Annotated in this window: 25 protein-coding genes; 10 read left to right on the plus strand and 15 right to left on the minus strand. The window is 41.8% G+C overall.

What is annotated here, in order from left to right; all coding sequences use genetic code 11:
- Positions 1-257: 257 nt before the first annotated feature.
- The 12 genes from O9300_RS00605 to O9300_RS00660 form a co-directional block, all read right to left on the minus strand.
- Positions 258-920, minus strand: coding sequence for a Na(+)/H(+) antiporter subunit B (locus O9300_RS00605; RefSeq protein ID WP_125730147.1), 663 nt, complete (start codon positions 918-920; stop codon positions 258-260).
- Positions 920-1,462, minus strand: coding sequence for a DUF4040 domain-containing protein (locus O9300_RS00610; protein ID WP_287969412.1), 543 nt, complete (start codon positions 1,460-1,462; stop codon positions 920-922). The genes O9300_RS00605 and O9300_RS00610 overlap by 1 nt, the downstream gene beginning before the upstream one ends.
- Positions 1,463-1,470: 8 nt before the next feature.
- Positions 1,471-1,740, minus strand: a complete 270-nt coding sequence (locus tag O9300_RS00615; protein WP_002752066.1) for a monovalent cation/H(+) antiporter subunit G — start codon at positions 1,738-1,740, stop codon at positions 1,471-1,473.
- A complete protein-coding gene (locus O9300_RS00620; protein ID WP_002739224.1) occupies positions 1,737-1,988 on the minus strand; it encodes a hypothetical protein in 252 nt (83 codons plus the stop codon). Before O9300_RS00620 ends, O9300_RS00615 begins: the two co-directional genes overlap by 4 nt.
- Positions 1,985-2,368, minus strand: a complete 384-nt coding sequence (locus O9300_RS00625; RefSeq protein WP_287969414.1) for a Na+/H+ antiporter subunit E — start codon at positions 2,366-2,368, stop codon at positions 1,985-1,987. The genes O9300_RS00620 and O9300_RS00625 overlap by 4 nt, the downstream gene beginning before the upstream one ends.
- Positions 2,365-3,801, minus strand: a complete 1,437-nt coding sequence (locus O9300_RS00630) for a cation:proton antiporter (RefSeq protein WP_287969415.1) — start codon at positions 3,799-3,801, stop codon at positions 2,365-2,367. The genes O9300_RS00625 and O9300_RS00630 overlap by 4 nt, the downstream gene beginning before the upstream one ends.
- Positions 3,798-4,145, minus strand: coding sequence for an NADH-quinone oxidoreductase subunit K (locus tag O9300_RS00635; protein ID WP_002761414.1), 348 nt, complete (start codon positions 4,143-4,145; stop codon positions 3,798-3,800). The genes O9300_RS00630 and O9300_RS00635 overlap by 4 nt, the downstream gene beginning before the upstream one ends.
- Before the next feature lie 539 nt (positions 4,146-4,684).
- Positions 4,685-5,329: an HNH endonuclease family protein gene (locus tag O9300_RS00640; protein WP_287969418.1), complete on the minus strand. Its 645-nt coding sequence runs from the start codon at positions 5,327-5,329 to the stop codon at positions 4,685-4,687.
- Positions 5,330-5,346: 17 nt separating this feature from the next.
- A complete protein-coding gene (locus tag O9300_RS00645; protein ID WP_287969421.1) occupies positions 5,347-6,717 on the minus strand; it encodes an AAA family ATPase in 1,371 nt (456 codons plus the stop codon).
- Positions 6,718-6,832: 115 nt separating this feature from the next.
- A complete protein-coding gene (gene fbp / locus O9300_RS00650) occupies positions 6,833-7,879 on the minus strand; it encodes a class 1 fructose-bisphosphatase (protein ID WP_002801107.1) in 1,047 nt (348 codons plus the stop codon).
- Between the two features lie 177 nt (positions 7,880-8,056).
- Positions 8,057-8,839, minus strand: a complete 783-nt coding sequence (locus O9300_RS00655; RefSeq protein WP_287969424.1) for a DUF3153 domain-containing protein — start codon at positions 8,837-8,839, stop codon at positions 8,057-8,059.
- Positions 8,840-8,841: 2 nt separating this feature from the next.
- Positions 8,842-11,094: a ribonuclease R family protein gene (locus tag O9300_RS00660; RefSeq protein ID WP_287969427.1), complete on the minus strand. Its 2,253-nt coding sequence runs from the start codon at positions 11,092-11,094 to the stop codon at positions 8,842-8,844.
- Between the two features lie 92 nt (positions 11,095-11,186).
- Between O9300_RS00660 and O9300_RS00665 the strand changes: the two genes are divergently transcribed.
- Positions 11,187-11,318 (plus strand): hypothetical protein, encoded by a 132-nt coding sequence (locus O9300_RS00665; protein ID WP_287969429.1) that lies wholly within the window; start codon positions 11,187-11,189, stop codon positions 11,316-11,318.
- 200 nt (positions 11,319-11,518) lie between these two features.
- A complete protein-coding gene (locus tag O9300_RS00670; protein ID WP_287731477.1) occupies positions 11,519-12,295 on the plus strand; it encodes a slr1353 family protein in 777 nt (258 codons plus the stop codon).
- Positions 12,296-12,634: 339 nt separating this feature from the next.
- On the opposite strand, the gene O9300_RS00675 is transcribed toward O9300_RS00670, so the two are convergent.
- Positions 12,635-13,831 (minus strand): DUF4377 domain-containing protein, encoded by a 1,197-nt coding sequence (locus O9300_RS00675; protein ID WP_287969433.1) that lies wholly within the window; start codon positions 13,829-13,831, stop codon positions 12,635-12,637.
- 263 nt (positions 13,832-14,094) lie between these two features.
- Between O9300_RS00675 and O9300_RS00680 the strand changes: the two genes are divergently transcribed.
- The 3 genes from O9300_RS00680 (at position 14,095) to O9300_RS00690 (ending at position 15,600) form a co-directional block, all read left to right on the plus strand.
- Entirely contained in the window at positions 14,095-14,439 is a 345-nt protein-coding gene (locus O9300_RS00680) for a YbaB/EbfC family nucleoid-associated protein (protein WP_002783109.1), read from the plus strand.
- A gap of 59 nt (positions 14,440-14,498) precedes the next feature.
- Positions 14,499-15,221, plus strand: coding sequence for a pyridoxine 5'-phosphate synthase (locus tag O9300_RS00685; RefSeq protein ID WP_287969437.1), 723 nt, complete (start codon positions 14,499-14,501; stop codon positions 15,219-15,221).
- Positions 15,222-15,288: 67 nt separating this feature from the next.
- Positions 15,289-15,600 (plus strand): MgPME-cyclase complex family protein, encoded by a 312-nt coding sequence (locus O9300_RS00690; protein WP_002783106.1) that lies wholly within the window; start codon positions 15,289-15,291, stop codon positions 15,598-15,600.
- 222 nt (positions 15,601-15,822) lie between these two features.
- On the opposite strand, the gene O9300_RS00695 is transcribed toward O9300_RS00690, so the two are convergent.
- Positions 15,823-17,463: a DUF655 domain-containing protein gene (locus tag O9300_RS00695; RefSeq protein WP_287969442.1), complete on the minus strand. Its 1,641-nt coding sequence runs from the start codon at positions 17,461-17,463 to the stop codon at positions 15,823-15,825.
- 221 nt (positions 17,464-17,684) lie between these two features.
- On the opposite strand from O9300_RS00695, the gene O9300_RS00700 reads away from it, so the two are divergent.
- From O9300_RS00700 to O9300_RS00710, 3 genes are all read left to right on the plus strand, one after another.
- Positions 17,685-20,111 carry a dynamin family protein gene (locus tag O9300_RS00700; protein ID WP_287969444.1) on the plus strand — a complete coding sequence of 809 codons (2,427 nt, stop codon included), beginning with the start codon at positions 17,685-17,687 and terminating at the stop codon, positions 20,109-20,111.
- Between the two features lie 206 nt (positions 20,112-20,317).
- Entirely contained in the window at positions 20,318-21,178 is an 861-nt protein-coding gene (locus O9300_RS00705) for a formylglycine-generating enzyme family protein (protein ID WP_287969447.1), read from the plus strand.
- Positions 21,138-21,533 (plus strand): nucleotidyltransferase family protein, encoded by a 396-nt coding sequence (locus tag O9300_RS00710; RefSeq protein WP_353851535.1) that lies wholly within the window; start codon positions 21,138-21,140, stop codon positions 21,531-21,533. The genes O9300_RS00705 and O9300_RS00710 overlap by 41 nt, the downstream gene beginning before the upstream one ends.
- Here the strand turns inward: O9300_RS00710 and O9300_RS00715 are convergent.
- Positions 21,518-21,715 carry a hypothetical protein gene (locus O9300_RS00715; protein ID WP_002783098.1) on the minus strand — a complete coding sequence of 66 codons (198 nt, stop codon included), beginning with the start codon at positions 21,713-21,715 and terminating at the stop codon, positions 21,518-21,520. The genes O9300_RS00710 and O9300_RS00715 overlap by 16 nt on opposite strands.
- Between O9300_RS00715 and O9300_RS00720 the strand changes: the two genes are divergently transcribed.
- Together O9300_RS00720 and O9300_RS00725 are read left to right on the plus strand one after the other, a co-directional pair.
- Positions 21,695-22,294, plus strand: a complete 600-nt coding sequence (locus O9300_RS00720; protein WP_287969449.1) for a Uma2 family endonuclease — start codon at positions 21,695-21,697, stop codon at positions 22,292-22,294. The two genes, O9300_RS00715 and O9300_RS00720, sit on opposite strands and share 21 nt — an antisense overlap.
- 49 nt (positions 22,295-22,343) lie before the next feature.
- Entirely contained in the window at positions 22,344-23,240 is an 897-nt protein-coding gene (locus O9300_RS00725; protein WP_287969452.1) for an AEC family transporter, read from the plus strand.
- The last annotated feature ends 253 nt before the right edge of the window (positions 23,241-23,493 follow it).

The following is a 23,493-nucleotide window of genomic DNA, read 5'->3' on the forward strand; positions in this document are numbered from 1 at the left end:
GAGTTCTTTTAGCAGAATCATTAGATGCCTATTGATTCTTGAGGAGGGCAACAAAATTACTATAGCATTTTTTCAACCATCAAGTCATGTTATGATTATCGGTTAATCCCCAGTTTTGACCTAAAGCTATAAATTATAGCTATTAAGTAGGGAGGCACAATTATTTGTAGGATGGGTTAGCGGTAGCGTAACATGAGTGGGCGTTGGGTTTCATGCTTCAACCCAACCTACGTTCTATAAATATAGATATTAACCTCTCACAATAAACCGCGATAGCGGATAAAAACGAGGATTACTGCCCAGGAACCTAAAGCTACTTTAACGGCGACTAAAATGTTTAGTATCGGCAAAATGCCGCCACTAAATAGCGCACCTAATTCCCCGTGGGGTAACTCAAATCCTGAGAGAGTAATGGCGGCTAAAACAATAAAAACTAAGACGGAAATTTTCTCCCATGTTGCCGCTTGCCAACGGCGATAAATTGCTTGCATCCATTCGGGAGACGAGGTAATTGCTATTAAACCAATTGCCGTACCTCCGGCGACTCCGGCGGCAAAACCTCCCCCCGGACTTAAATGTCCGCGGATAGCTAATTCAATGCCCACTAAAGCGGTAATTGTTGCCCCTAAACGGGCTAAAATAATTGAAGGTTGGTCAGTAAATTGATGGATTTTACTGGCGGGTTTTTCGGTGGCTAAAAGAAAATTCGCCCCCATAATGGCAATGGTAAAAACAACCACTTCATAGATGGTATCGTAAAGACGATTACGAAAAATCACTACCGAAACCGCATTAGGAACACCGCCGTCGCGCACTAGGGATTCAACAATTTCTAAGGATGATACAGAGGAAGCAGTATTGGGAATAATTACCATTTTGATAGCGAAGGCAATGGCGGCTAGAGTATAAATCCATTTCATTAGTGTTTCTCCTCTAATTTTCGGGTTTCAATACAGGTTAAAATCGTGTTGGCTGCCGTTAATTCATTTTTAAAAATATCGTAGAGATAGGGTAATCTAATTGTGGTTTCGTAGGAGATAGTTTCTGGATTGTCTTGACGGATACAGACGGCATGAATATCCTTATCCATAAGTGCCTGTTGCAAAGCTTGTTTATCACTGTAGGCAACTAATTCTAAACGCATAAAACGTTTACTTAAAACCGTTTGTAGTTGAGTTTTTAACTGTTCTAAAACTGTATCGTTTTCCTCCGCAATTACTCCTAAACGCATCACTAAAGAGGAACGAATCGCCACCGCGTAGAGAGTTACGGCTAACATGGTTCCCATCAAAGCTTCGGTTAAAGACACATCTGCTGCACCTAATAAAGCATAAACTAAGGCTGCTATTGCTCCCAAAACCCCGCGAATTACTAGAGCTTGGTAGGGATTAGATTGTAACATCACCATCGCCGCAGTTAAAGGCAAGAGGGCAACAATAACATAGAGATAACTTTCATTCATCTTTAATTCTACTCTCGATCGCTAGAAGTATAAGCTAAAACGTAGCCTAACATGGTGTTCCAAATTGCTAAGGAAATTATTGCCAATAACAATAAAGGCCAATTTTGGGGAACTTTCAAAAGTAGCCCGAAAATAATCGCCATGGAACCCAAAGTATCAGCGACAGATAGACCGTGTAATTTATATAATACCGAGCGCTTGTCTAAAAGATGCGCCGTTCCCCAAAACCAGAAAAAAACTCCGATAGCGATGCAGATATAACTGAAAATGTCAATCATGATTCGTTCAATCGTTTAAGAATTTGTGCTAATAACATAAAGCCGGCATTACCGACACTGAGAATAATCACTGCTACCACTCCAATCATCCAATCATCCCGCAGAACTGAAACCACTAGAATAATAATCGATGATTTACTGGAAGCACTGGCAAAGGCGGCCATTTTTTGCCAAATATCATCATTTTTTGCCACTTCATAAAGGGGAATTAATAGGGCGACAATCATGGCAATGAGAACAATATTCATCCCTGGTTACTCCGTTTAATTAGATGAACTTCATAACCCTCATTTTCCTTGTATTCGGTGACGATAGTTTTCGGTGTAAAAGTAATGAGAAATATATCCCAAAAAGCCAATCTGGGTGAACGTTTACCCGAAATTCTCTCCAAAATAATTTCTTCTTCCTTGTGGGGACGAAAGATGATTTCAAACGCTTCTTTATAAGCTTGGGGAATAGCCAGCAAAACTTTAATTATTACCTTTAACCAATCGCCTAAAGTTTCGCTAGAGGCGAAATTACGAGGCAAAAGAAAAGCAATAGCCACCCCGATCATAATATTAGCGGGGGTAAAATTAGCGGTGAGCAAAAACCACATAGTTAAACGCAGAATTATATGTCCAATCATGCTAAAACCATCCAAAACAATAGAACTAACATTATACTCATCATACCGATGAGATGATCAAATTGTTCCCAAGCTCGCGATAATTTTAGGGATAACTTTTTGAAAACTCCCAGATATAACCACCACCCGGCACCGATGACGGCTAAAGCTTTGATAAGATTGGGGAGATTATAAGCTTCAACATAGACGGCATTGGCTAAAAATAGGGCGGCAAGGAGTAGAATTATTGCTATCCAGAAACCGATAGTTAGCTTCTGTTTACTTTCGCCACCAGCGTGGGGTAAAAAGATAAATTTAGCAAAGGAAATCGCCGTCCCCACCGCCACAAGATTGATCATAATCTCTTGCCAGGGGACTAAATTTTTCATCGTTAACGCTTTCGCACCAAAACCAGATAATAGGGGGAATCCAGAGATAGAAAAACTAGCAACCACTAGGGCAATCCAGAGGGAATTAGGGATCGATTGTTGCTGTAATTCTTTAAAATTGCGACTGGGTAAAACTCCCGCTAACAGAAATAGGCAAGATTTAACTAAACCGTGGGTAAGGGTATAAAAACCACTGACTACCGGGGCGGCTAAAATAAAACCTAACTGGGAAATAGTATGGAAGGCTAACATCCGCTTGCTATCCTTTTCAAACACTGCGTATGACACGCCAAAAATCGCCGTTAGCACCCCGAAAAGCCGAATTAGGACATCCAAATCCTCTAGGATTAAAGCACAGCGCAGGAGGGGAAAAATGCCAGCTTTTACCACCACCCCCGACATCAGCGCCGAGACGGAGGTTTCCGATTCCGAGTGTGTCATCGGTAGCCATAATCCCGAGACAAAGATTCCCCCTTTGACTAATAATCCCATGAAGATTAAAGCCAAGGCTTCGGGAGGTGCGCCCTTTAAACCAGCAAAAGCAAAGGAATTATTGGCTTTATAGACTAAAACTGCGCCAATAAGGTAAAATAACATCGCCACATTGCTGATAAACAGATAACGCAGGGCAACCCAGAGAGAGCGATCGCTGCGAGGGTAGGCAATCACCAGAAAAGCGGCAATACTAATTACTTCTAGGGCAACGTAAACGCTAATAAAATCCTCACAGACGAAGACAGAGTTAATACTGCCGTGGAGAATGATAGCTTGGGCGTAAAAAAAGGCGGTTTTGCTACTTTCCCAGTTATAAAAAATAACTGCCATCGTTACTAGGGCATTAGTGAGGATAAAATAGGCACTTAACTGATCGGCTACCAGTCTCACGCCATAATTATCTAGTAGGTTGAGGGTTATGGGGGAGGATTGGCTAAATAAAAGGAGAGAATAGGCGAGAGAGATAATAGTGGCGGCGAGAGCCAGATATTTGTCTAATCGCGGCAATAAATAGATGATAAAGCCGATCAAAAAGGGTAAACTTATCCAAGCGATCGTTAAAGTATTCATGGTGTATTATTTTTTTCTATCTCGCTGCTGTCGAGGGTGGGGTTATCTTTAGCTAATTTCATTACTCCCACCAGCATTAACGCCTGAATGGAAAAACCGATGACGATCGCTGTTAAAATCACTGCTTGGGGTACAGGATCAGCGTAATTTTGCTGTTTAACTGTACTGAGGATGGGAGTAAATAAACCGTCACGGGAAGAAATCACCACATAGTAGGCGATAACGCCCGTACTCATGACATCCATGGCGATAATCTTCATGATTAAGTTTTTTTTCAGGAATGTTCCTAAAAATCCGCACAAAACGGTGGCGAATACAAACAACTCTAGGAGGGGAATCGTCACTGGGCTTCTTGATTAGATTTGGTTATGAGTCAAAATATTTCTTCTAATTATCCTCGATCGAGTCCTATTTATCAAAAAAATCTCAAGATTATGGGGGGAATTTTCGGGCGGCAAATAGATTGTTTTGGATCTATAATTATTATTGAAAAAAATAAAAACAAGCGGTTTCGCTTTAATAATGTATATCTTGCCAGAGAGCGCAATCAGTAATGTTTTGGAAATCTTTGATATTTTTGCTGGCAATAATAACCCGACGACTGGGATATTTTTCTTTGAGTAGAGTCCAGAATTACAATCACTCTTTTAATCCCATCCCTGAACTTTTCTGGCTCTCCTAAACTGGTTATAGCAAATTAGTAGTTTAAATCAGCCTAAACCCTTAAATAGCCTGGAATCCAACCAAGAAAAAAGCTTTTTTTATTAAAATTGCTTTTTTGAATTCTGGTGAGCCTTACTTCTTTTAAACGTCCGCTGCATTTAAGTTGTTATCTGTCTGTTTTAGGTTTTAATTTAGAGCAGATTTATCAAGAGGGTTGCTCTTAAGCCTGGAGCCAACTTCTCAAGATATTAATTACTACTGGAGTGAAAGGTTCCATTTGATCTTGCTGAGGTTGTGATAGGTCACTGATTAATATATTTAATATTTCATCATCCTCTAAGCCGTCATCTGGATTTATGCCATTTTCCCATAATAAAGCATTAGACAACTGCTTCCGTTTTTCGATCAAAGCACGGTTATTTTTTTCATGGTCACCCAAATTTAAAACTCGAATCGTGACAGCTGCCCGATCGCTCAATCCTTCTACCCGTCCACTAATTTTGAATCGTAGTTCTGTTTCACATTCTGTCATCAGGGGAGTTAGGGGTAGGTGTTGAGATTTATGTGCATCACCGCATTGATTGGGGGTATTACAACTAGCAACAATATTTGAAAAGTCGAGCGTACGTTTAGGATTTAGCTTTTGAGCTTCTAAATGCTCATTATGGCAAGCATTAATTTTTTCGATTCGCTGGCAGCAATAGGCACAAAGATAAAACTGCTCATTAAGAGCATAGTCTCGAATCTTTGCCCGAACGACTTTCCCTTCTTCTGTTTTATCTAAATCATCGTATGCCCCATAAGGGTTCTTCCTCTTCCAAGCTGTTAAACAACAAGGTTCAGCCCCTTTACTAATGGTTCGCATAAGGTTCAGCCCCTTTACTAATGGTTCCCATGACGCAATTCTTGTTTACGGAGCAGTAGTTTTGCTTTGACCAATTCGAGATGACTGGCAGGTAGTTCCTCACTTAATTCTGCCAGCAATTGTTGAGCCTCGGTTAGCTTTGAATCTTGTATGGCATCTAGCAGATCGTTCAATTCAGTATCAATTTTCTCATTACGAATGCTGGTATTCATGACATCTAATAAGACAGTATTAGCATCTTGCCCATACTGAGAGGGCAACTGTCGCAATTCGCCACTAGCTAAAGTGTAGATCAAAACATTTTTACAATCACTGATCACTAGAGGTGAATGGGTTGTCAGCACAAACTGACAATTTGGGAAAGTTTCGGTCAGGCGCTCGCAGAGGCGACGTTGCCAAGAGGGATGTAAATGCAAATCGACTTCATCAATCAAAACGATACCATCACCTGCTAAAGGATTTTCTAAGGCAGGGTTCAGCATGGCTAGACGGCGGGCAATATCACCCACAAGAGCCATTAGGGATTTTTCGCCTTGTGAAAGTTGGGCGACGTTGAGGGTTTCACCATTTTTGTCCACTGCCATGTAGAGACGAGGTTTACGACGGACTCTAAGGTTATCCAGATGGGGCATAAATCGGCCAATGGCGGTGCGAACTGCTGTTAATTGCCGATCTTTAGCGGAGGCATTGCGTTCGTTTAACCATCGCCATACGTCTTGATTGGTTTCAGCTAGTGGTCTTAGTTGGTTGAGAACGTCTTCAGGAATTCCTGATTCATTTTCGGTATCTTCCCGTTCTCGGAACCATTCAAAAAAGCGACGAAAGTCAACGCCCTGACTTAAGGAGTTATCATAACCGTCCAATTGCAAAAAGGTATGCTTAGTCCTAATTGTTAGTGGAATATCGAGTACGACACGCTCGACAGGATAAAACGCAATTAGGGGTAGGCTAGTTTTGTCATCATGGGTGAGGGCATCACGATAACGATTGGCCAAGCGCGTACAGTCATTAAGGTTGCTATTATATTGGGCTTTACGTCCTTTTCTACTTTTTGCAAGAATCCATCTGAAATAATGGTCAATATCGCTTTGATCAGGATTGTTTAATGAGTTGGAGGAATCCCAGACTTCGATTTCAATGCTGCCAGCATTAGCAGTATTAAATATGGCATCTTCAGAAATAGGGTTACCACTCCCTTTTTCTGTAAGTAAACGAGCAGTAAACCAACTAAGAGAAGTTGCTAATGCTTTTAGTATAGCAGTTTTACCAGCCCCGTTATTACCAACAAAAACGGTAATGTTGCTTGGGTTTTGCTCTGTAGGCGCCAAGGAAATTTCCAGCTTTTCAAATAGCCCGATGTTATTTAAGATGACCCGTTGAATTTCCATATCGGTGAGAGTGGCGAGGGATATGCTGACTGCTGATAGACTAGATATAAAACCGTAAAACAGTTAGAAAATAGTGAAAATATCTGGCTTCCTAATCGCTAAATAAAACTATAAGTTAAACTCGATCGCGATGACGGCGATCAGCGATAAAAGACTCCACCAATTTAACATCTTCGACACTACCGATCACTAAAGGTGTGCGGTAGTGTAATTTATCGGGAACGATATCTAAAAGATTTGTCACCCCATCACTAGCTTTACCTCCTGCCTGTTCAATTAAAAAAGCAAGGGGAGCAGTTTCATAAATTAAGCGCAATTTTCCCTGGGGATTTTTAACAGTACCCGGATAGAGAAAAACGCCTCCCTGCATTAAAATTCGATGGATATCTCCCACTAATGCCCCACTGTAACGGGCCGTGTAACCATCATGACGGTGGACATAACGAGTATAGTCGCGAATTGCCTCATCCCACTGCCAAAAATTGCCCTCATTGGTACTATAAATCGGACCGTGATCGGGGATAATAATATTCTCTTGGGCGAGGATAAATTCCCCTAAACTGGGGTCAAGGACAAAGGCATGAACACCGCGACCGATCGAGTAAACTAAAATAGTCGAAGGTCCGTAGAGAATATAACCGGCGGCGATTTGTTGACGACCATTTTGCAGTAAATCCCGCGCCTCTCCGTCTAAATCATTGCCTTCCTGTTGACGGATGGCAAAAATCGAACCCACATTTAGGTTAATATCCACATTGGAAGAACCATCGATCGGGTCGTAGAGTAGGGTATAGCGACCGATGGGACAGTTTTCTGGGATATAATAGGGTTTATCCATTTCCTCGGAAGCAAGACGGCAAACTAAACCACTTTGCTTAAAAACCGAGATAAATACTTCATTGGCAAAAACGTCCATTTTCTTGACCGATTCCCCTTGGACGTTGGTTTCTCCAGTAAAACCTAGTACATCCGCCATTAATCCCGCTTTGCTGAGACGACGGGCAATTAATTTCCCCGCTAGGGCAATCCGACTCATAATTGCGCTTAAATCCTGCGCGTCGGGGGAAAAGCTTTGTAGTTGTTGCAGGACGTGACGGGAGAGGGTGGTACAATCTCGATCGAGGCTATGTTCGGGGATAGAAAAGGGAATATTGCTAACCATAACTGTAATTGCCAGTAATAAAGTAAAAAAGGGAAACCCGTCTAGTCTCAATTGTGACTATGATTTGATCCTAGCCAAGATTTTCCCTATTGCAGGCCAATTTTTAGATCAGTTTTAGAGTTGGCTAATTTTCCCCTCATTGATCATTAAATCCCGGTCAATAGTTGCCCTCTCGATTTAAGTCGATGGGGATACACCGGGCAAGCGTTTATATTTCAAGTAATAGGCAAAACCTGTTATTAAAACAATAACTATTGTGCCGATACCTAAATAGTTAGGAACCCAAAAAGCTGCCGTAATGGTGTTAATGTCTCCCGGTTTTAAATGCCAAATTAACTGATCATCAACTTGTTCTACCGGGGGATTTAATCCTGAGTCATCTTCAATATTTTGACCAGCGAAGGGAGTCTTTAAAGCGAAGTCGATATCGACTAAAGAACCGGGGCTAACGATAATATTTCCCTGTTCAGAAAGTACACCTAAAGCCCGCAAATCAACGGTTAATTTTAAGTTTTTCTGAGTCAAAAAGAACCAATCTCGTTCTGTAACTGCCAGTTTTGAGTCTAGTTGCAGTAACTTTATATCATCGGTATTAGCAGAGTTTTTGATTTTAAAGGAAGAACTAGGATCAAAAAATTGATTGAATTTTTCCTCTAATTCCTGACTATTACTAAAGGGAATAGTCACCATTATTTCTCGTTCGGAAATAGGAGCGGTTTTCCCCTTAAGTAATTTTGCCCTCTGTTCGATACTATTTAACCATTTAGTGGCTTCGGTTTGACTGAGACTGGTTAAGCGTTGTCCGAGGGTGATATGTTGAATAATTTCCCCGTGGTGTTGGTGGGGAAAATTAATGCCCACATCGTAACGGACACAGCCGGTTAAAAAGAGAAAAATACCGCATAAAAAGGGCAGAATAAAGCGGGTTTTTCCGATTTTTTCGGTGGTTGGTTGATTCATAATTAATCTTCTTCTAAGTCGTCATAACTTGCTGAACTGCCACCGCTAACCGTAACTAGATCGATTTGCTGACGATAATAGTCTACATCTTTTACCTCCACTTCTACCTCATCACCGAGACGATAGGCAACGCGATTTTTCCGTCCTACCAAACAGCTATGACGGGCCCGATATTCATACCAATCATCCTTGAGAGAAGAAACATGGACCAACCCTTCCACTAATAAATCGGAAATTTCCACGAAGAAACCATAGGATTGTACACCGGTAATTAAGCCGCGAAAAACTTGACCCATTCTTTCTTTCATTTTCTCGGCTTTTTTCAATCCTTCTAGGTCTTTTTCCGCATCTTCAGCAATTTTTGAGCGATCATTGAGATGGGAAACAATGAGGTGGCTTTCTTCTTCTAACTCCTCCTGAATTTGACTTGGTAGAATATTCCAATGAATCTGTCCATGACAGCTATTACTGCCCAAATTAACCCCGACTTTGACGATTTTGCTGCGGCGATCTTTCCCTTCTGTTAATAAGATTTTTAACACCCGTTGTACCCAAAGATCGGCATATCTTTGCAGGGGTGAGAGACAGTGGGTATAATTGCCAGGATAGGCCAAACCAAAATGGTGTAAAGGATGGCTGCTATATCTAACTAATTTGAGAGTTTCTTGCAGGAGATAATTGAGGACTTTCACCGATGTGGAAGCGGAAAAAATGCGGGTGAGATTTTGATAGTCATTGGGTTTAATCTCCTCCTCGGCAGTTAAATTTAATTCTGCCCCTAAATTATTGGCTAATTTGAGTAAATCCTCCAATTCATCCCAATCCGGTTCCGATTGTCCACAGTAGATACAGGGTAAGTGTAAAGCTTGCAAATGTTCAGCGACGACTTTGCCGGCTAAAATTGCCACTTCTGTCAGTAAAGAACGGGCCGGTAAATTATTAGAAGCGAGAACAGTCCCCCCCCGTCCTTCGTCTTTGTAGGGAGAGATTTTGTCTAATTGAATATCAAAACTACCCCGCTGCAGACGTTGGGATTTTAGGGTGGGGCAAACGCTAAAAAATAAATCTTTCAGGGTTTCAACGGTATCGGTGGGGGCAGCTGCGCTATCTTCTTCACTGAGCAGATCGCGCACCTGTTGATAGGTAAAATGTTGATCCACTTGGATGAGGCTGCGGGTGATTTCGTACTCCACTAGCTCCCCCTTGTCATCGAGGGTGACGAGGATAGAAATAGCGGGGCGCTGTTCTTGCGGTGACAGGGAACAACGACTGGTAACGGCAGCCGGGACTAATGGCAGCACTTTTTCGCCTAAATAGACGGCAGTTCCCCGTTTTTTGGCAACTTTATCCAATAATCCGCCCCGTTCAATGTAACGGGCCACATCGCTGATATGAATGGCGACTCGCCAGCGATTTTGGTTGATTTTCTCTAAAGAAAAGGCATTTTCAATGATCGGGGGATAATCCAGGGGGTTGTCATCTTCGATGGTAAAGGTGAAGAGTGGGGTTAAATCTCGCAGTTGTTCTTTTTCGCCACTATCGAAGAAATCCGCTAAATTATCGGCAATTTCGAGGGCTTCCGGCGGAAAATTATGGGGTAGATCGTGTTTACAGGAGACGATATCGGTGTCGGCAGCGGCCTCGGCCGTGGAACCGAGAACACGAGTAACTTTACCGATGGGAGGCATTTCCCCTAGGGGATAACGGAGGACGGAAACATGAACGAGGTGATCGATGTTTTCTTGGAGATTTTGACCGTTTTCGAGGAGATTAAGGGTAAATTTCAGGCGATCATCCAGGGGAACCGCCACAAACCGCTCATTTTCCTGTTTTACTTGCGCTAGAAGCGAAGGATTAGCCCGTTCGAGAATTAATCTCACCTCTCCCTCCGGGGAACGACGACGGGTTCCCTCGCGGATGATTTTGACTAAAACTCGATCGCCATTCCAAGCGTTACTTAAATGATTTTTCGAGACGTAGATGTCATCAGCATCTTCGATATCTTGGATAGCAAAGCAAAATTCTTTACTGGAACAGCGCAGCTTTGCTTCTACGACATTTTCCTCGATCACACGACGATAGCGCCCGCGTTCTTTGACAACCATTCCCAGACGTTCCAAAGCATCGAGAATCACTTGCAATTTTTCGCAGCTTTCGGGATCGTCTTCGCAGCCCAGTTTTTTTTCGAGAAGTTTACCCGTAGCTAATTTATCATCACTAAGATGAGAGAGGAGTGTGGCGATCGAGAAGTCCATCTAACAATAATCCTTACTTACAAGACACTGACGGAATCGTGAATAATTAAGTTTAAATACTTAATAATGAGAAGATTGATTTAAACAAACTATTGACTCGAGAGATTATCTCTGTCGGGGTAATTGCGATCGCTGTTGGTGACAGTGAAGGTAAACTGACCAAGCATCGAACACCCGAACCTACCCTGAGAATTATCGAAGCCTTCGTTAGTATAAGCCAATAGCGAACACCGGCAACTTTTCGGCGATCGCTAGTCTTTCTGGCAGAAGCTTCAGCCTAGTAGAATCTTGTTGCTGTGGGCAAGGCTAATCCTAGAACTGAAAATTTTATCTAACCTTTAATCTTAGCAAGAACTTGCTACATTTTTCCATAATTGCGATAGAGTATTCTAATATAAGTACAAAAGAACTCGAAAAAGTCACCATGTTGCAAAAGTTACGCCAACGTTACCCCCAAGTTGCCCTGATTAGCGAGTTAGTTCAAATCGATCACGGCAAGTATATTGTGAAAGCGATCGTCGAAATTGAGGGAAAAACGGTCGTTACAGGTTTAGCTGCGGCAGATACGGTGGAAATAGCCGAAGATAGAGCCAGAGAACGAGCTTTACTGCTTTTAGAGGCTGAAAACACCCCCGATCTCCAGCCTGTGGAAAAAATCAGCCCCAATAATATTTCTCTACCAGAAGATTTACCTAAACCCGTCGCTAGTGCCAAAAAATCGACCAAAACGGCTAAAGTCACTGAAATACCTCGTCCTGAAGCTAAAATTGAACCAGAATTACCTCAAGTTAAGGATATTCCCCCAGCCAAAATTGAACCAGAATTACCTCAAGTTAAGGATATTCCCCCAGCTAAAATTGAACCGGAATTACCTCAAGTTAAGGATATTCCTTTACCAGAACCAGAGCCTTTATTATTAGAAATGGAAACCGATAATTACTCCTTATTATCAGAATTGCCAGAAGAAGCGAGTTTAACCGAAGAAGAACCCCCAGAACCGGAACCAGTTGTTGTTATTCCCGAAGAAATCGATTATTCAGTTCTTAAAACTAAAATTGATGTGGAGATGAAACGATTAGCTTGGACCACAGAAAAAGGTCGGGAATACCTGATTTCTACCTATGGCAAAAAGTCCCGTTTACTGCTAACTAATGAGGAGTTATTAGAATTCTATAACTACTTATCTAGTATCAGTGCCTAATCACTAAACCTGCTGCATAAATCAAAAATCTTCCGTTAAGTGAGGAGTCTGCGAGCCAGTATTCTCCGATTCAGGAGAAGCAGAAAGAAATAGATTATTTCCTGGCAGTAGAAAAGCGATCTTTTTCTGGAAAAATCCTTAAATTAAGGACTTTAAGAGCAAGTCTGCGATTAAAAACTCAATTTTGCGGGAGATATAATAAAAAAGGAAGCTATTAAGTAGGGAGGCACAATTATTTGTAGGATGGGTTAGCGGTAGCGTAACATAATCGGGCGTTGGGTTTCATGCTTCAACCCAACCTACGTTCTGATAACTGATAACTGATAACTGATAACTGAATTAGTTTCTCACCGCTTCTGTTTCCACTTCTTTGGGAACAACAACTGGCACTCCGCTGACTGTTTCGATTTGATAAATAACGCGACTTAATTGGGAAGGACAACAGAGAGGATCCGTGTCTTTATAGCGATTAAAAACCACAATAATTCGATCGCTATTTTGTAAAACAATTCTCTGAGATGCTCCATCAGTGCGGGAATCCATCGGTCGCTGGGAAAGAGTGCCAGCGAATTTACCATCGACAAAAACAAAGTCTTGATAACCCATCGGTCGGCACATTCCATCCACTCCACTCATGGCCGAAATAACGCTAGTTTTACCATAGGTTTGCACGGACCCGTACAGTAACCATCCTGCTTTATTAAGCGCTTGATCATTGGCAGTAATTGCCGGACGAACCTGTTCACGACACTGGTTATCAATCACGGTTTTAACGGGAGATTTGGGGATAGGTGCCTTGGCTTTATTCCAATTAGTTAACGGTCGATCAAACCAAGCTCGCGGAGTCTCTTTTTCTGGGGTTTGGCTAATAACTTCTAATAGCTTCCATGTTTCCGAATTTTGATTATTAGCTGGATTGGAGACGGTTTCAATGCTAACTTTAATTTGATAGAAAAATCCTGGTTTATAATCAAATCCCTCGATACTATTGGCGAACAATCTCCAGTTTTCCTCTGGTTTTTCTCGTATCTGTAAACAGTCTTTGGTTGGGCCTTGGCTACAGGGTTGTTTCCTAGAATTGATATAAATTGTCTTTTCCGTGCGCGTGGTGGTCGGTGCGGGGGTAAAAGTGAGGATTCCTAAACCTTCGGGAGTACGATAAAATAACTGTAAATCGCCTTTAGCTGTCACTTGGAATTGTTCCACTCCTTGCAAGGCGGCCAGATATTGATTTTCTTGTTTCATCTGCGGTTCCGGACAAGCTTTTTTGGTAGTAGCGATCGCTTGGTTGATCTGGAACGTGCCATTATTGACTTGATAGCCGGTATTATACTGGTTGCATCCGGCCGAACCACTGAGGATATTTTTCTGGAAAGCGGCAGTAATTTCCGTTTCTTTGACCAAACTTCCGGCTGTCCACCCCCTTAGTTTCCATCGAGTCCCCTCCAAAGGGGAAGTATTAGCGATCGCCGCTTTCCCCGCTAAAGCACAACTTAGGGCAATTGTCAAGAAAATTCCCGTTTTTTTGGCGTTCAAAATTGCTATTCTCCTCGTCAAAGCAACAATTGTATTATGGCGTGGGGTAATCGACTGAGTGGTTAGGATAATTTTTCGGATTTCTCTTTCTGACCATCCCGTGACGGATGAAGAGAGAACAAGTTCCCTCAAACCTTAACCCAGTCAGAAAGTCATCGTTGTCAATAATCACTTTTTGCCCTCAAATGGCCAAAAGTTGACCCCAGTTCACCTTAAGCAGTACAATAAAAACCTTGAGTGACCCCTTAAACAAAAAAAACATCATGGCACAAGGACAAGGATTCGGATTCGGTCTCGGTAAGATTAAAGAATTACAAGACGCTTTCCAAAAAGCGCAACAGGTGCAACAAGGGGCCAAAGTTCTGCAAGAAGAACTGGAAAATATGGAAATTCCCGGCCAGAGTGAAAATGGCTTGGTGACAGTCTATCTCAGTGGCAACCAAGAACCCCGGGGGATTGAAATCGATCCGGCTCTCCTCTCCCAAGAACCGGAGATTGTGGCCGAGTCTATTCTAGAAGCCATGAAGGCCGCCTATATTGCTTCTACGGAAACCATGCGCGCCAAAATGGAAGAACTGACCAGTGGTTTAAATATCCCCAGTATGTAATCGCTTTTGACGGCAATGGTAAGATGGAAAGTTGGACTAACAAACAAGGAGGTTCAACTTTGCTGACTTTGGGTGTCAATATCGACCATGTGGCCACAATTCGCCAAGCGCGCCGCACCGTGGAACCGGATCCCGTGGCGGCGGCAGTTTTGGCCGAAATCGGTGGTGCTGATGGCATTACCGTTCACTTGCGCGAGGATCGTCGTCATATCCAAGATCGCGATGTGCGGATTCTCCGGCAAACGGTGCGGACTCATCTGAATCTGGAAATGGCCCCGACGGAGGAAATGATCGCCATTGCTCTCGATATTAAACCCGATTATGTCACCCTTGTCCCCGAAAAGCGCCAGGAAGTGACCACGGAAGGGGGGATCGATATGCTGGGCAATTTTGACCGTTTTTGTCGGGTTGTAGAGCGCCTGCAATCGGCTAATATCCCCGTTAGTTGGTTTATTGATGCCGATTTTGCCCAAATTCAAGCGGCCGCTAATACGGGAGCGAAATTTATTGAACTCCATACCGGTCAATACGCCGAAGCACAACAGGAGAGCGATCGTCAAGCATCGTTAACAATTCTTAAAGAAGGTTGTGAATACGCTTCCTCTCTGGGTTTGCGGGTGAATGCTGGTCACGGTTTGACCTATTGGAATGTTTATGCCGTCGCCTGTTTGCCCAATATGGAAGAATTGAACATTGGTCACACAATTATCAGTCGTGCGGTTTTGGTCGGGTTGGAACGGGCTGTTAGGGAAATGAAATTGGCTATGCGTGGACAATTGTAAAAGCCATCAGCTATCAGCTAATCTCCCGACTAACGAACAATTACACTGAAAAATTAAAGGAAAGATGATGACAACTTATTATTATTTGGTAGCCAGTCAAAAGTTTTTAGAAGAAGAAGCGATCGAAAAGGAAGTTTTGAAGGAAAGAATCAGGAATTATCAAGAAAAAGGTCAAGAAATTGATTTTTGGTTAATTGCCAATCCGGCTTTTTTAGATACTCCCGCTTTTGCCGATATCAAAAAGAAAACTCCCCAACCGGCAGCGGCGATTGTTTCTCTCAATCAACAGTTTATTACTTGGCTAAAATTGCGTCTAGAATACGTTATTACCGGACAGTTTGAGGCTCCTTCCGATACTATTCCCGAACCGTTAAAATAACCCTTTTGGACTGTGGTAAGTAAGTGGTTCTAATTAAATAGAAGATAGATTTTGGGTTCGATCCCCCCTGCCCCCCTTGATAAGGGGGGTGCCGATCCCCCCTTAATCCCCCCTTAATAAGGGGGGTATCTGACGATTTTTAACACCTACCTACTTAGCTTGCTGTAACAAGGGAAAATTGCTAGTTTTTGTCTGTGGAAGAAAATACAGACGAGGCAATCATCACCAGCTGACTTTGCCTTTGAGCTTGTTAATTTTTACCCGACCGATTCCCGATACTCGATCCAAATCTTCTAGGGAAGTAAAGGGTTTTTCTTGCCGGGCTGCGATAATTTTTTCGGCTAATTTGCCACTGATACCGGGTAAACTATCTAGTTCTTCTTTTGTGGCGGTGTTTAAATTAATTAAGCGCTCACTTTTAATTGTTACAGATTGGGGGCAGTTTTTTCTATCCTGTTCGATCCGATTTTTAATAGTTTCCGGCAGTCCTAATTTAGCGGTACGGTAAAGATATTGAAATTCTCGATCGAAATGAGCGGCAACGGTGGGATTATCGATAATAACTAAAGCTTCATCGTTTTGATGGTTAGCGGCTCTTGACCAATTATGAGAACCAGTAATCACAATTTTATCATCGATTAAACCGAATTTATGGTGTAATTTATCTCCCGGGGCTAGAGCGGGAACTCCTAGGGTATTAATTGGGTTTTGCCAAGGCTGATTATCTGGTTCATAACGACATTTATTACTGAGAGCAACTCCTAATAAATCTAATCCTTCGCTATAGTATCGGAAGGCAAAACTAGGATCAATTAAAGCTTTAATTTCTATCCCTTTTTGATGTCGTTGGGCGAGAAGATTAGCTAGAGGCTGTTCCGTCAGGACAAACAGGGCTAAATTCACGGATTTTTCAGCTTTATTTAAAGTTTCACCTATGAGACCATTGCTAGTAATTGCCCAGGGATAAGTGGTAGAATCGGGGGAAAATTTTACCGTCAGACTACTATTACCGATAGTAATTTTTTGCGGTTTTCTTTGGGGTTTATCTAACCCAAATCTAGGACGATCTTCCCTTCCCCACATCAGATTAAATTCTTGTTGAAAAACTCTAGCTAGTGGGGGATTAGTAATGACTAATAAGTGATTGGCATTCCCGACAGTTTTGGGATTAGAAAAGTCTCCATGAATATCACTTAAGGTATAGTTAGCTGAACTGATTAAAGTAGTGTAATTATCAATAACCATGAATTTATGGTGCATTAAACTGCTACCTTTTGAGCGATCTGCCCTATCATCAATTAGGGGAATACCAGCTTTTTTGAGGATAGTAATTGCATCTCTTTGGGCGATTTCCTCCGCACTTAATTTACCATCTCGATTTAGATCAACTAAGTCAAAAAGGTTTTGATAACGTTCCTGTTCTCGATCGCTTGATTGTTCTTGATTTTTAGCTAAACTATTAATCGGTTTATTGTAAATATTTTCGAGAATAACCCTAACTTTAATTCCCTGCTGATGACGAGCAACTAAAGCTTGAGCGATGGCGGGTAAACGTAACTCTTGCACCGCTAGATCGATCGAACTTTTGGCCGAGTTGATATGATCAATAATAACCTGTTCTAAATTATCCCCCGGGCGATTAATTTGGCGATAGGGATCGGTATAATTTGAACCCTGGGCTTGATTATAATTAAAATAGACTTGAATATATTGATCTTGGGGCAAGGGTTGGGGACGATTTTGGATAACATTCAGAGAATGACAGCCACCCAAAAGAAAAACTGTTCCTAACAAAAATCCCAACTGTCCCATAGGCCGAATTTTTTTTAATCTCAATTTATCTATTGCCATTTTTGTCCACATAATTATCATTACCCTAGGATTCAGGAGGGAATTTTTACCTAAGGAGGTTCTCGGAAATCTGTATGTACTAAATTGATTATAATCAATCCTGATTCTAGATTGAAGACGATGGCTTTGTCTTTGATTGCTTAAATCGCTGACCAAAGATGTGGCATCTAGTTAGGGAATTTTGTTATAATCTGGGGAACAATAGCACTGTTCTTCTAGATTTGGGTTTTACCATGACTGAACTTTTACCCCAATGCAGTAATCTGGCTGGTAATGTTAACAGTATAATTGAACTATTAAAAGGCGAATCCTCTCTCCGCAATCAACAGGATACCAGCAAGATAGAAATTGCCCTACAAAAAGTTATTTCTCCCAAATTTGAAATCGTTTTTGCCGGTGCTTTTAGTGCCGGGAAATCAATGTTAATCAATGCACTTTTAGAGCGAGAATTGCTGTATAGTGCCGAAGGACACGCAACGGGTACAGAATGTTATATTGAGTACGCAGAAGCTGATGAGGAAAGAGTGGTTTTAACCTTTCTCAGCGAAGTAGAAATTCGTACTTTAGTCGATACCGTCTGTCAAAATCTGCAATTAACTAATCCCAGTAACATTAATTCCCCCGAATACTGTAGTCAGTTAAACCAATACTGTCAAAAAATTATCGAACAGGAAGGGGGAGAAGGCAAATCCGAGCGAGCTAAACAAGCTCAGGGTTTAAAATTATTAATTGAAGGATTTACTCAAAATCGTGAGCGGATCCATACGCTGCATAATGCCACCTATTCCATGGAACAATTTCACTTTTCTAATTTAGCAGAAGCGGCAAGTTTTGCCCGTCGTGGTAGCAATAGTGCCGTCTTAAAACGTCTAGAATATTACTGTCATCATCCTCTCCTTAAAGATGGTAACGTTTTGGTAGATTTGCCCGGTATTGATGCCCCAGTCCAAAAAGATGCCGCATTAGCCTATCGTAAAATAGAGCATCCTGATACTTCGGCAGTGGTTTGTGTTTTAAAGGCTGCTTCTGCGGGAGAATTAGCCACAGAAGAAACAGAATTACTCGAAAAAATTAGCTCTAATGCTGGTATTCGTGATCGAGTTTTTTATGTTTTTAACCGCATCGATGAAACCTGGTACTCAGCCCAACTAAAACAGCGTTTAGAAAACCTAATTCAAACGCAATTTCGTGATACTTCCCGCATTTACAAAACCAGCGGACTTTTAGGGTTTTATGGGTATCAGGTGAAAAATCAAACCAATATTAATCAGCGTTATGGTTTAGATTCTATCTTTACCGAAAGTGTTAAAAATTTAGGAGGAGAAGAAGAAACACCGCAATTTGTCAGCGAGTTTAATAACTATTGTGCCAACTCCGGTAAATTACTGGCAACTCCCTTTAAAGTTTCCATCCACGGTTATGAAACTCCTAATAAAAATTACTTCCGAGTTTTAAGCGAGTGGGGAACTCCTTTACTAGAGCAGTTAATTGCTGATAGCGGTATCGAAGAATTTCGCAGGGCAATTACTCGTTATCTCACGGAGGAAAAGCGTCCGCAATTGTTTGCTAATTTAGCCGATGATTTACAATCTCTCTGCATTACTCTCAAAAATCATTATCAAGGGATTTATAGTGATTTAGAAAGTCAACCACGAGAAATTGAGGCGATGAAAGCTCTGGAGTTAAATCACCTCAATCAAGAGTTAAAGGAAGTGGGAGAGAAATTAACTAAACATATCGATGGTTATGTCAATGCTGTCGTGGTTAATAGCGATGAAAACTTTGAGGAAGACTTTAAGAAACTGAAAGCGAGAATGGTATCAAGATTGGATGAGTTATTAAATACTTTTTCTGTTAAAAATGCTTACTCGCAAGCGACTTTAACTCATCCTCGCAATGCTACAGCACCTTTATTAGCAGTATTAGTGGAAGCTTTTTATTATCTGTCTAACCAGCTAGAAGATGTGTTAATTGAGGAGTCAACCAGTTTAATTAGTCGCTTTTGTCAGCGTCTTTTAGATGCGGTAAGACAAGGTGATTATTATCGGCAAATCTATCGTTTATTAGGCAATGATGGCCACATAGAAAGTCAGCTAAAACAGCTAGAATTGCAGTTAATTCATGCCTTGATTTCCGAAGCAAAAACTGAGTGTGATCGCTATGTACGAGAAAATCATAATTTTTACAACGAAGGCACTTTTTCGATCTTTCAATTTCGGCAAACTGTGCAACAAACTGCCCAAGGTTATGACTGTGAAAGTATTCTTGCTGCCGAACCTGCTATCCGTCAATTACTTAAGTTAGATTTTGAGCCAAAAGTATCAGCGACAATTCATAAAAATTTCCGCCAAACTGTTAATAATACTCTGAAAAATCAATTGATACCAATGGCAAAAAAACAAGCGGATACTATTCTACAACAGTTCAATCAAGCTCGTTCTTATCTAGAACAAACTTTAGAACAGGAAGCGGCGGAAAAAATTGCGAATAATGCCCGCAAACAGGAAGAAATTCACCAAAAAATTGAGGATTATAACCAAGCGATAAACTCTCTCAATACTTGTTTAACTGCTATGGGTTTACAGAAAAATAATTTACCTGTAATTGGTGAACAAGAATTAGAGATTGTCCCTGAAGTTGTTAATCACTCCAGTAATTAATATGGGGAGTGGGAAGGTGGAAAGTGGGGGGAAACAATCCATCTATTAAAAACGGATTTGGTGTCAAAGCAAAGAATTAATTAAAATTAAACCTCATCGGGGGATAAGCGATCGAAGTCTTGTTATTCTTATAACTGGTAGGTTGCGAGATTTTTCTAGGCCCGCAGCTTAACCCGATCAACCGATAACCGATAGAGGGGTGCAGAATGGGAGAATGGTTAGATTTTACCGATGAAGTGGTCACTGTTAATGGCAAAGGTGAGGAAATTAAACGGGAAAAAGTCACTAATCGAGGTTATAAATATTTTTTAAGCAAAAAAACCTTTTTAGAAATGATTTCTATCCCTAGCGGTCAATACCTCATCGGTGCGTCCAAAAGCGAGTTAGGCTGGAAATCGAGTCAAAGTCCCCAATCTCCGGTTAATATTCAGGCCTTTTGTCTGAGTCGCTACCCAATTACCCAACGACAATGGCGCGAGGTGGCAAAATTAGAACCAGTAAATATTGAACTTAATCCCTATCCGGCCCATTTTGAAGGTTACGATCGCCCAGTAGAACAAATTAACTGGTGGGAAGCGGTGGAATTTTGCGATCGCCTATCCCGTCTCACCGGACTCAATTATCGTTTACCCGCAGAAAAAGAATGGGAATACGCTTGTCGGGGGGGTACATCAACCCCCTTCCACTTTGGCCTGACAATTTCCACTGATTTAGCCAACTATTCCGGGGTGGACTGGGATTATGGCGGCAAAGTGTGCAGTTATGGTCGTTATGGGGAAGGTCGCCTAGGATGCGATCGCAGGGAAACCACACCGGTGGGAATGTTTGCCGTCGCTAACCCTTTCGGACTCTACGACCTGCACGGAAATGTCAGGGAATGGTGTGCAGATTACTGGCGCGATAACTACGAAGCAGCCACCATAGAAGATAGGGACAGACGAGTTTTACGGGGGGGTTCCTGGAATGACGGTCCCAACAAATGTCGCTCGGCCTACCGGGTCAAATTTCTGGCTACTGCTGGACTCTATGATATCGGTTTTCGTGTCGTTAGCGATAATTCTCCTTAAATCTGAAAACCGATCACTGATTACCGGTGACAGGGAGGTGAAAAAATTGAAAATAGAACTACCCCAGCAAATAATCAGCGAATTTTGTCAGAAATGGCAGATATCTGAAATGTGTTTATTCGGATCGGTTTTGCGGGAAGATTTTCGTCCAGATAGCGATATTGATATACTGGTCAGTTTTCAAGATAGTGTTTCTTGGGGACTTCTGGAGTTTTCGAGGATGAAACGGGAATTAGAGAATTTATTGGGACGGAAAGTTGATTTGCTAACGAAAAAATCGATCGAGCAGAGTCATAATTGGATTCGTCAACGAGAGATTTTAGGGACAGCGCAAGTGATTTATGTGGCGGGATAAGGCTTTTTTACTAGATATTGTCCGAGCAGGTCAATTAGCTCAATAATTTGCCGATCAACCGGCAAAATTTGCAGGTGTTTGTCAGAAAAATTTTTAAAATGTACCGCTCCTCGATCGAGAGTTAGAATTGATTTTAGAGACAATAAAGGTGATTTAACCAAATGATTGCTAACTTTGACCATAACTATCTTTCCCCAGAAGATTATTTAGCAACGGAGAGAATAGCCAAGTATAAACACGAATACATTCGCGGTCAAACCTACGCCATGGCTGGTGCAAGTAAAGCCCACGGTATGATTATTATCAACTTAGCCACACTTTTAAAAAACCGGCTGCGGGGTAGTGGTTGTCTTGTCTATGCCACAGATATGAAAGTTCGTCTAGAAATAGCTAATAGTTATTTTTATCCCGATCTTGTGGTCACTTGCGACTCGCGAGATAATCAGTCTTTCTCGGAAGATTTTATCCGTTATCCGCGCTTGATTGTAGAAGTATTATCCCCCACTACGGCTGCCTTTGCTCGCAACGCGCTCGCGAAGCGAGATCGGGGTGATAAATTTGCCGACTATCGTTCCCTTGAAACTTTAGAAGAATACGTTCTTATCAGTCAAGAACGCATCAGTGTGGATTGTTTTCGTCGCAATGATGAAGGATTCTGGGTTCTTTATCCCTACAGCAAAGGAGCAGATATTTATCTAGCTAGTATCGATTTTCACTGCGCGATCGCATCTTTATACGAAGATATAACAGAAATCCGTTAAAAAATCAGATCAGTTTTTTTCTGTTTACTATTTACTTTTTACCTGATTAATGCTTGTCATCCTCTCCGCTATTGTTCCAGTGGGTTTTATCATCCTCATCGGTGTGATAGCAGGAAAAATTCTCACTGTGGAAGTGCATTCCCTTTCCCAAATCACGGTGTATATTCTTGCCCCCGCTTTGGTGATTGATGGACTCTATCGCACCACTTTATCCGGCAGCAATATCGGTTTAATTCTCCTAGGCTTTGCCCTTATTTCACTGGTAATGGTGATTGTCGTCGAAATTATGGCCTATTGTCTGGGTCTCGATGATGATACCCGCAAAAGCCTCATGGCTGCCGCCGTGATGCCCAATAACGGTAATATGGGTTTACCGGTGGCTAGTTTCGCCCTGGGTGCGGCTGGACTGGAAAGAGCGATAATCTATATGATTGGCTCTAGTATTCTTTTATTTGGTATTAGTCCCGCTTATTTGCGAGGAAAAAGCTTTCTTTCAGGATTTCGCTTAGTTTTTCGCTTGCCCTTAATCTGGTCAATTTTTATCGGCATTAGCTTTCAAACTTTCTCTTTTCATCTTCCCCTGCAATTAGATAAAAGTGTTAGCTATCTAGGACAAGCGGCAATTCCTTTGGCTTTAATTATCCTAGGTATCCAATTATCTCAGCAAAAATTAGCGTTCGGTAAATTAGAATTATTAGGGGCCTGTTTGCGTCTTTTAGTCGCTCCTCTTTTGGCATTTGCGATCGGCAGTAGTTTAGGATTAACCGGTATGGATCTAAAAATTCTCATCCTACAAAGTGCCATGCCCACCGCCGTTAATACTGTCATTTTAGTCACAGAATTCGGTGGTTCAGCCGCTTTAATGGCCCGCACAGTTGTGGTCACTACCCTTGCTAGTTTTCTGACTATTCCTTTCTTTCTTTGGTTATTAAAAGTCTATTTATAGCAGTTATCTTAATGGTGAGGTGCGAAGTTTTCGTTTTGGGGAGCCAGTATTCAGTTATCAGTATTCAGGGGGTGCATCTCATTTTGGTAAATCTACTAATTTGGGATTTTTAAGGGGAAACTTTCTCCTAAAATTGGGCGTTACTTTCGGTTTTATCACTCAATCCAAGCTTTTGGGGGGTTCTACCCCCCAAACCCCCCGTTGGGGGCGTGGCGCCGCCCCCAAACCCCCCGCGCATTAGGTTAACTGTGAG

Source organism: Microcystis sp. LE19-195.1E (genome assembly GCF_027532095.1).
GTDB lineage: Bacteria > Cyanobacteriota > Cyanobacteriia > Cyanobacteriales > Microcystaceae > Microcystis > Microcystis aeruginosa.

Coding starts and splice junctions, on each gene's coding strand:
- O9300_RS00605 (WP_125730147.1), bottom strand. CDS start 920: ATGAAATGGATTTATACTCTAGCCGCCATTGCCTTCGCTATCAAAATG.
- O9300_RS00610 (WP_287969412.1), bottom strand. CDS start 1,462: ATGAATGAAAGTTATCTCTATGTTATTGTTGCCCTCTTGCCTTTAACT.
- O9300_RS00615 (WP_002752066.1), bottom strand. CDS start 1,740: ATGATTGACATTTTCAGTTATATCTGCATCGCTATCGGAGTTTTTTTC.
- O9300_RS00620 (WP_002739224.1), bottom strand. CDS start 1,988: ATGAATATTGTTCTCATTGCCATGATTGTCGCCCTATTAATTCCCCTT.
- O9300_RS00625 (WP_287969414.1), bottom strand. CDS start 2,368: ATGATTGGACATATAATTCTGCGTTTAACTATGTGGTTTTTGCTCACC.
- O9300_RS00630 (WP_287969415.1), bottom strand. CDS start 3,801: ATGAATACTTTAACGATCGCTTGGATAAGTTTACCCTTTTTGATCGGC.
- O9300_RS00640 (WP_287969418.1), bottom strand. CDS start 5,329: ATGCGAACCATTAGTAAAGGGGCTGAACCTTGTTGTTTAACAGCTTGG.
- O9300_RS00645 (WP_287969421.1), bottom strand. CDS start 6,717: ATGGAAATTCAACGGGTCATCTTAAATAACATCGGGCTATTTGAAAAG.
- fbp (WP_002801107.1), bottom strand. CDS start 7,879: ATGGTTAGCAATATTCCCTTTTCTATCCCCGAACATAGCCTCGATCGA.
- O9300_RS00655 (WP_287969424.1), bottom strand. CDS start 8,839: ATGAATCAACCAACCACCGAAAAAATCGGAAAAACCCGCTTTATTCTG.
- O9300_RS00660 (WP_287969427.1), bottom strand. CDS start 11,094: ATGGACTTCTCGATCGCCACACTCCTCTCTCATCTTAGTGATGATAAA.
- O9300_RS00670 (WP_287731477.1), top strand. CDS start 11,519: ATGTTGCAAAAGTTACGCCAACGTTACCCCCAAGTTGCCCTGATTAGC.
- O9300_RS00680 (WP_002783109.1), top strand. CDS start 14,095: ATGGCACAAGGACAAGGATTCGGATTCGGTCTCGGTAAGATTAAAGAA.
- O9300_RS00690 (WP_002783106.1), top strand. CDS start 15,289: ATGACAACTTATTATTATTTGGTAGCCAGTCAAAAGTTTTTAGAAGAA.
- O9300_RS00695 (WP_287969442.1), bottom strand. CDS start 17,463: ATGTGGACAAAAATGGCAATAGATAAATTGAGATTAAAAAAAATTCGG.
- O9300_RS00700 (WP_287969444.1), top strand. CDS start 17,685: ATGACTGAACTTTTACCCCAATGCAGTAATCTGGCTGGTAATGTTAAC.
- O9300_RS00705 (WP_287969447.1), top strand. CDS start 20,318: ATGGGAGAATGGTTAGATTTTACCGATGAAGTGGTCACTGTTAATGGC.
- O9300_RS00710 (WP_353851535.1), top strand. CDS start 21,138: ATGATATCGGTTTTCGTGTCGTTAGCGATAATTCTCCTTAAATCTGAA.
- O9300_RS00720 (WP_287969449.1), top strand. CDS start 21,695: ATGATTGCTAACTTTGACCATAACTATCTTTCCCCAGAAGATTATTTA.
- O9300_RS00715 (WP_002783098.1), bottom strand. CDS start 21,715: ATGGTCAAAGTTAGCAATCATTTGGTTAAATCACCTTTATTGTCTCTA.
- O9300_RS00725 (WP_287969452.1), top strand. CDS start 22,344: ATGCTTGTCATCCTCTCCGCTATTGTTCCAGTGGGTTTTATCATCCTC.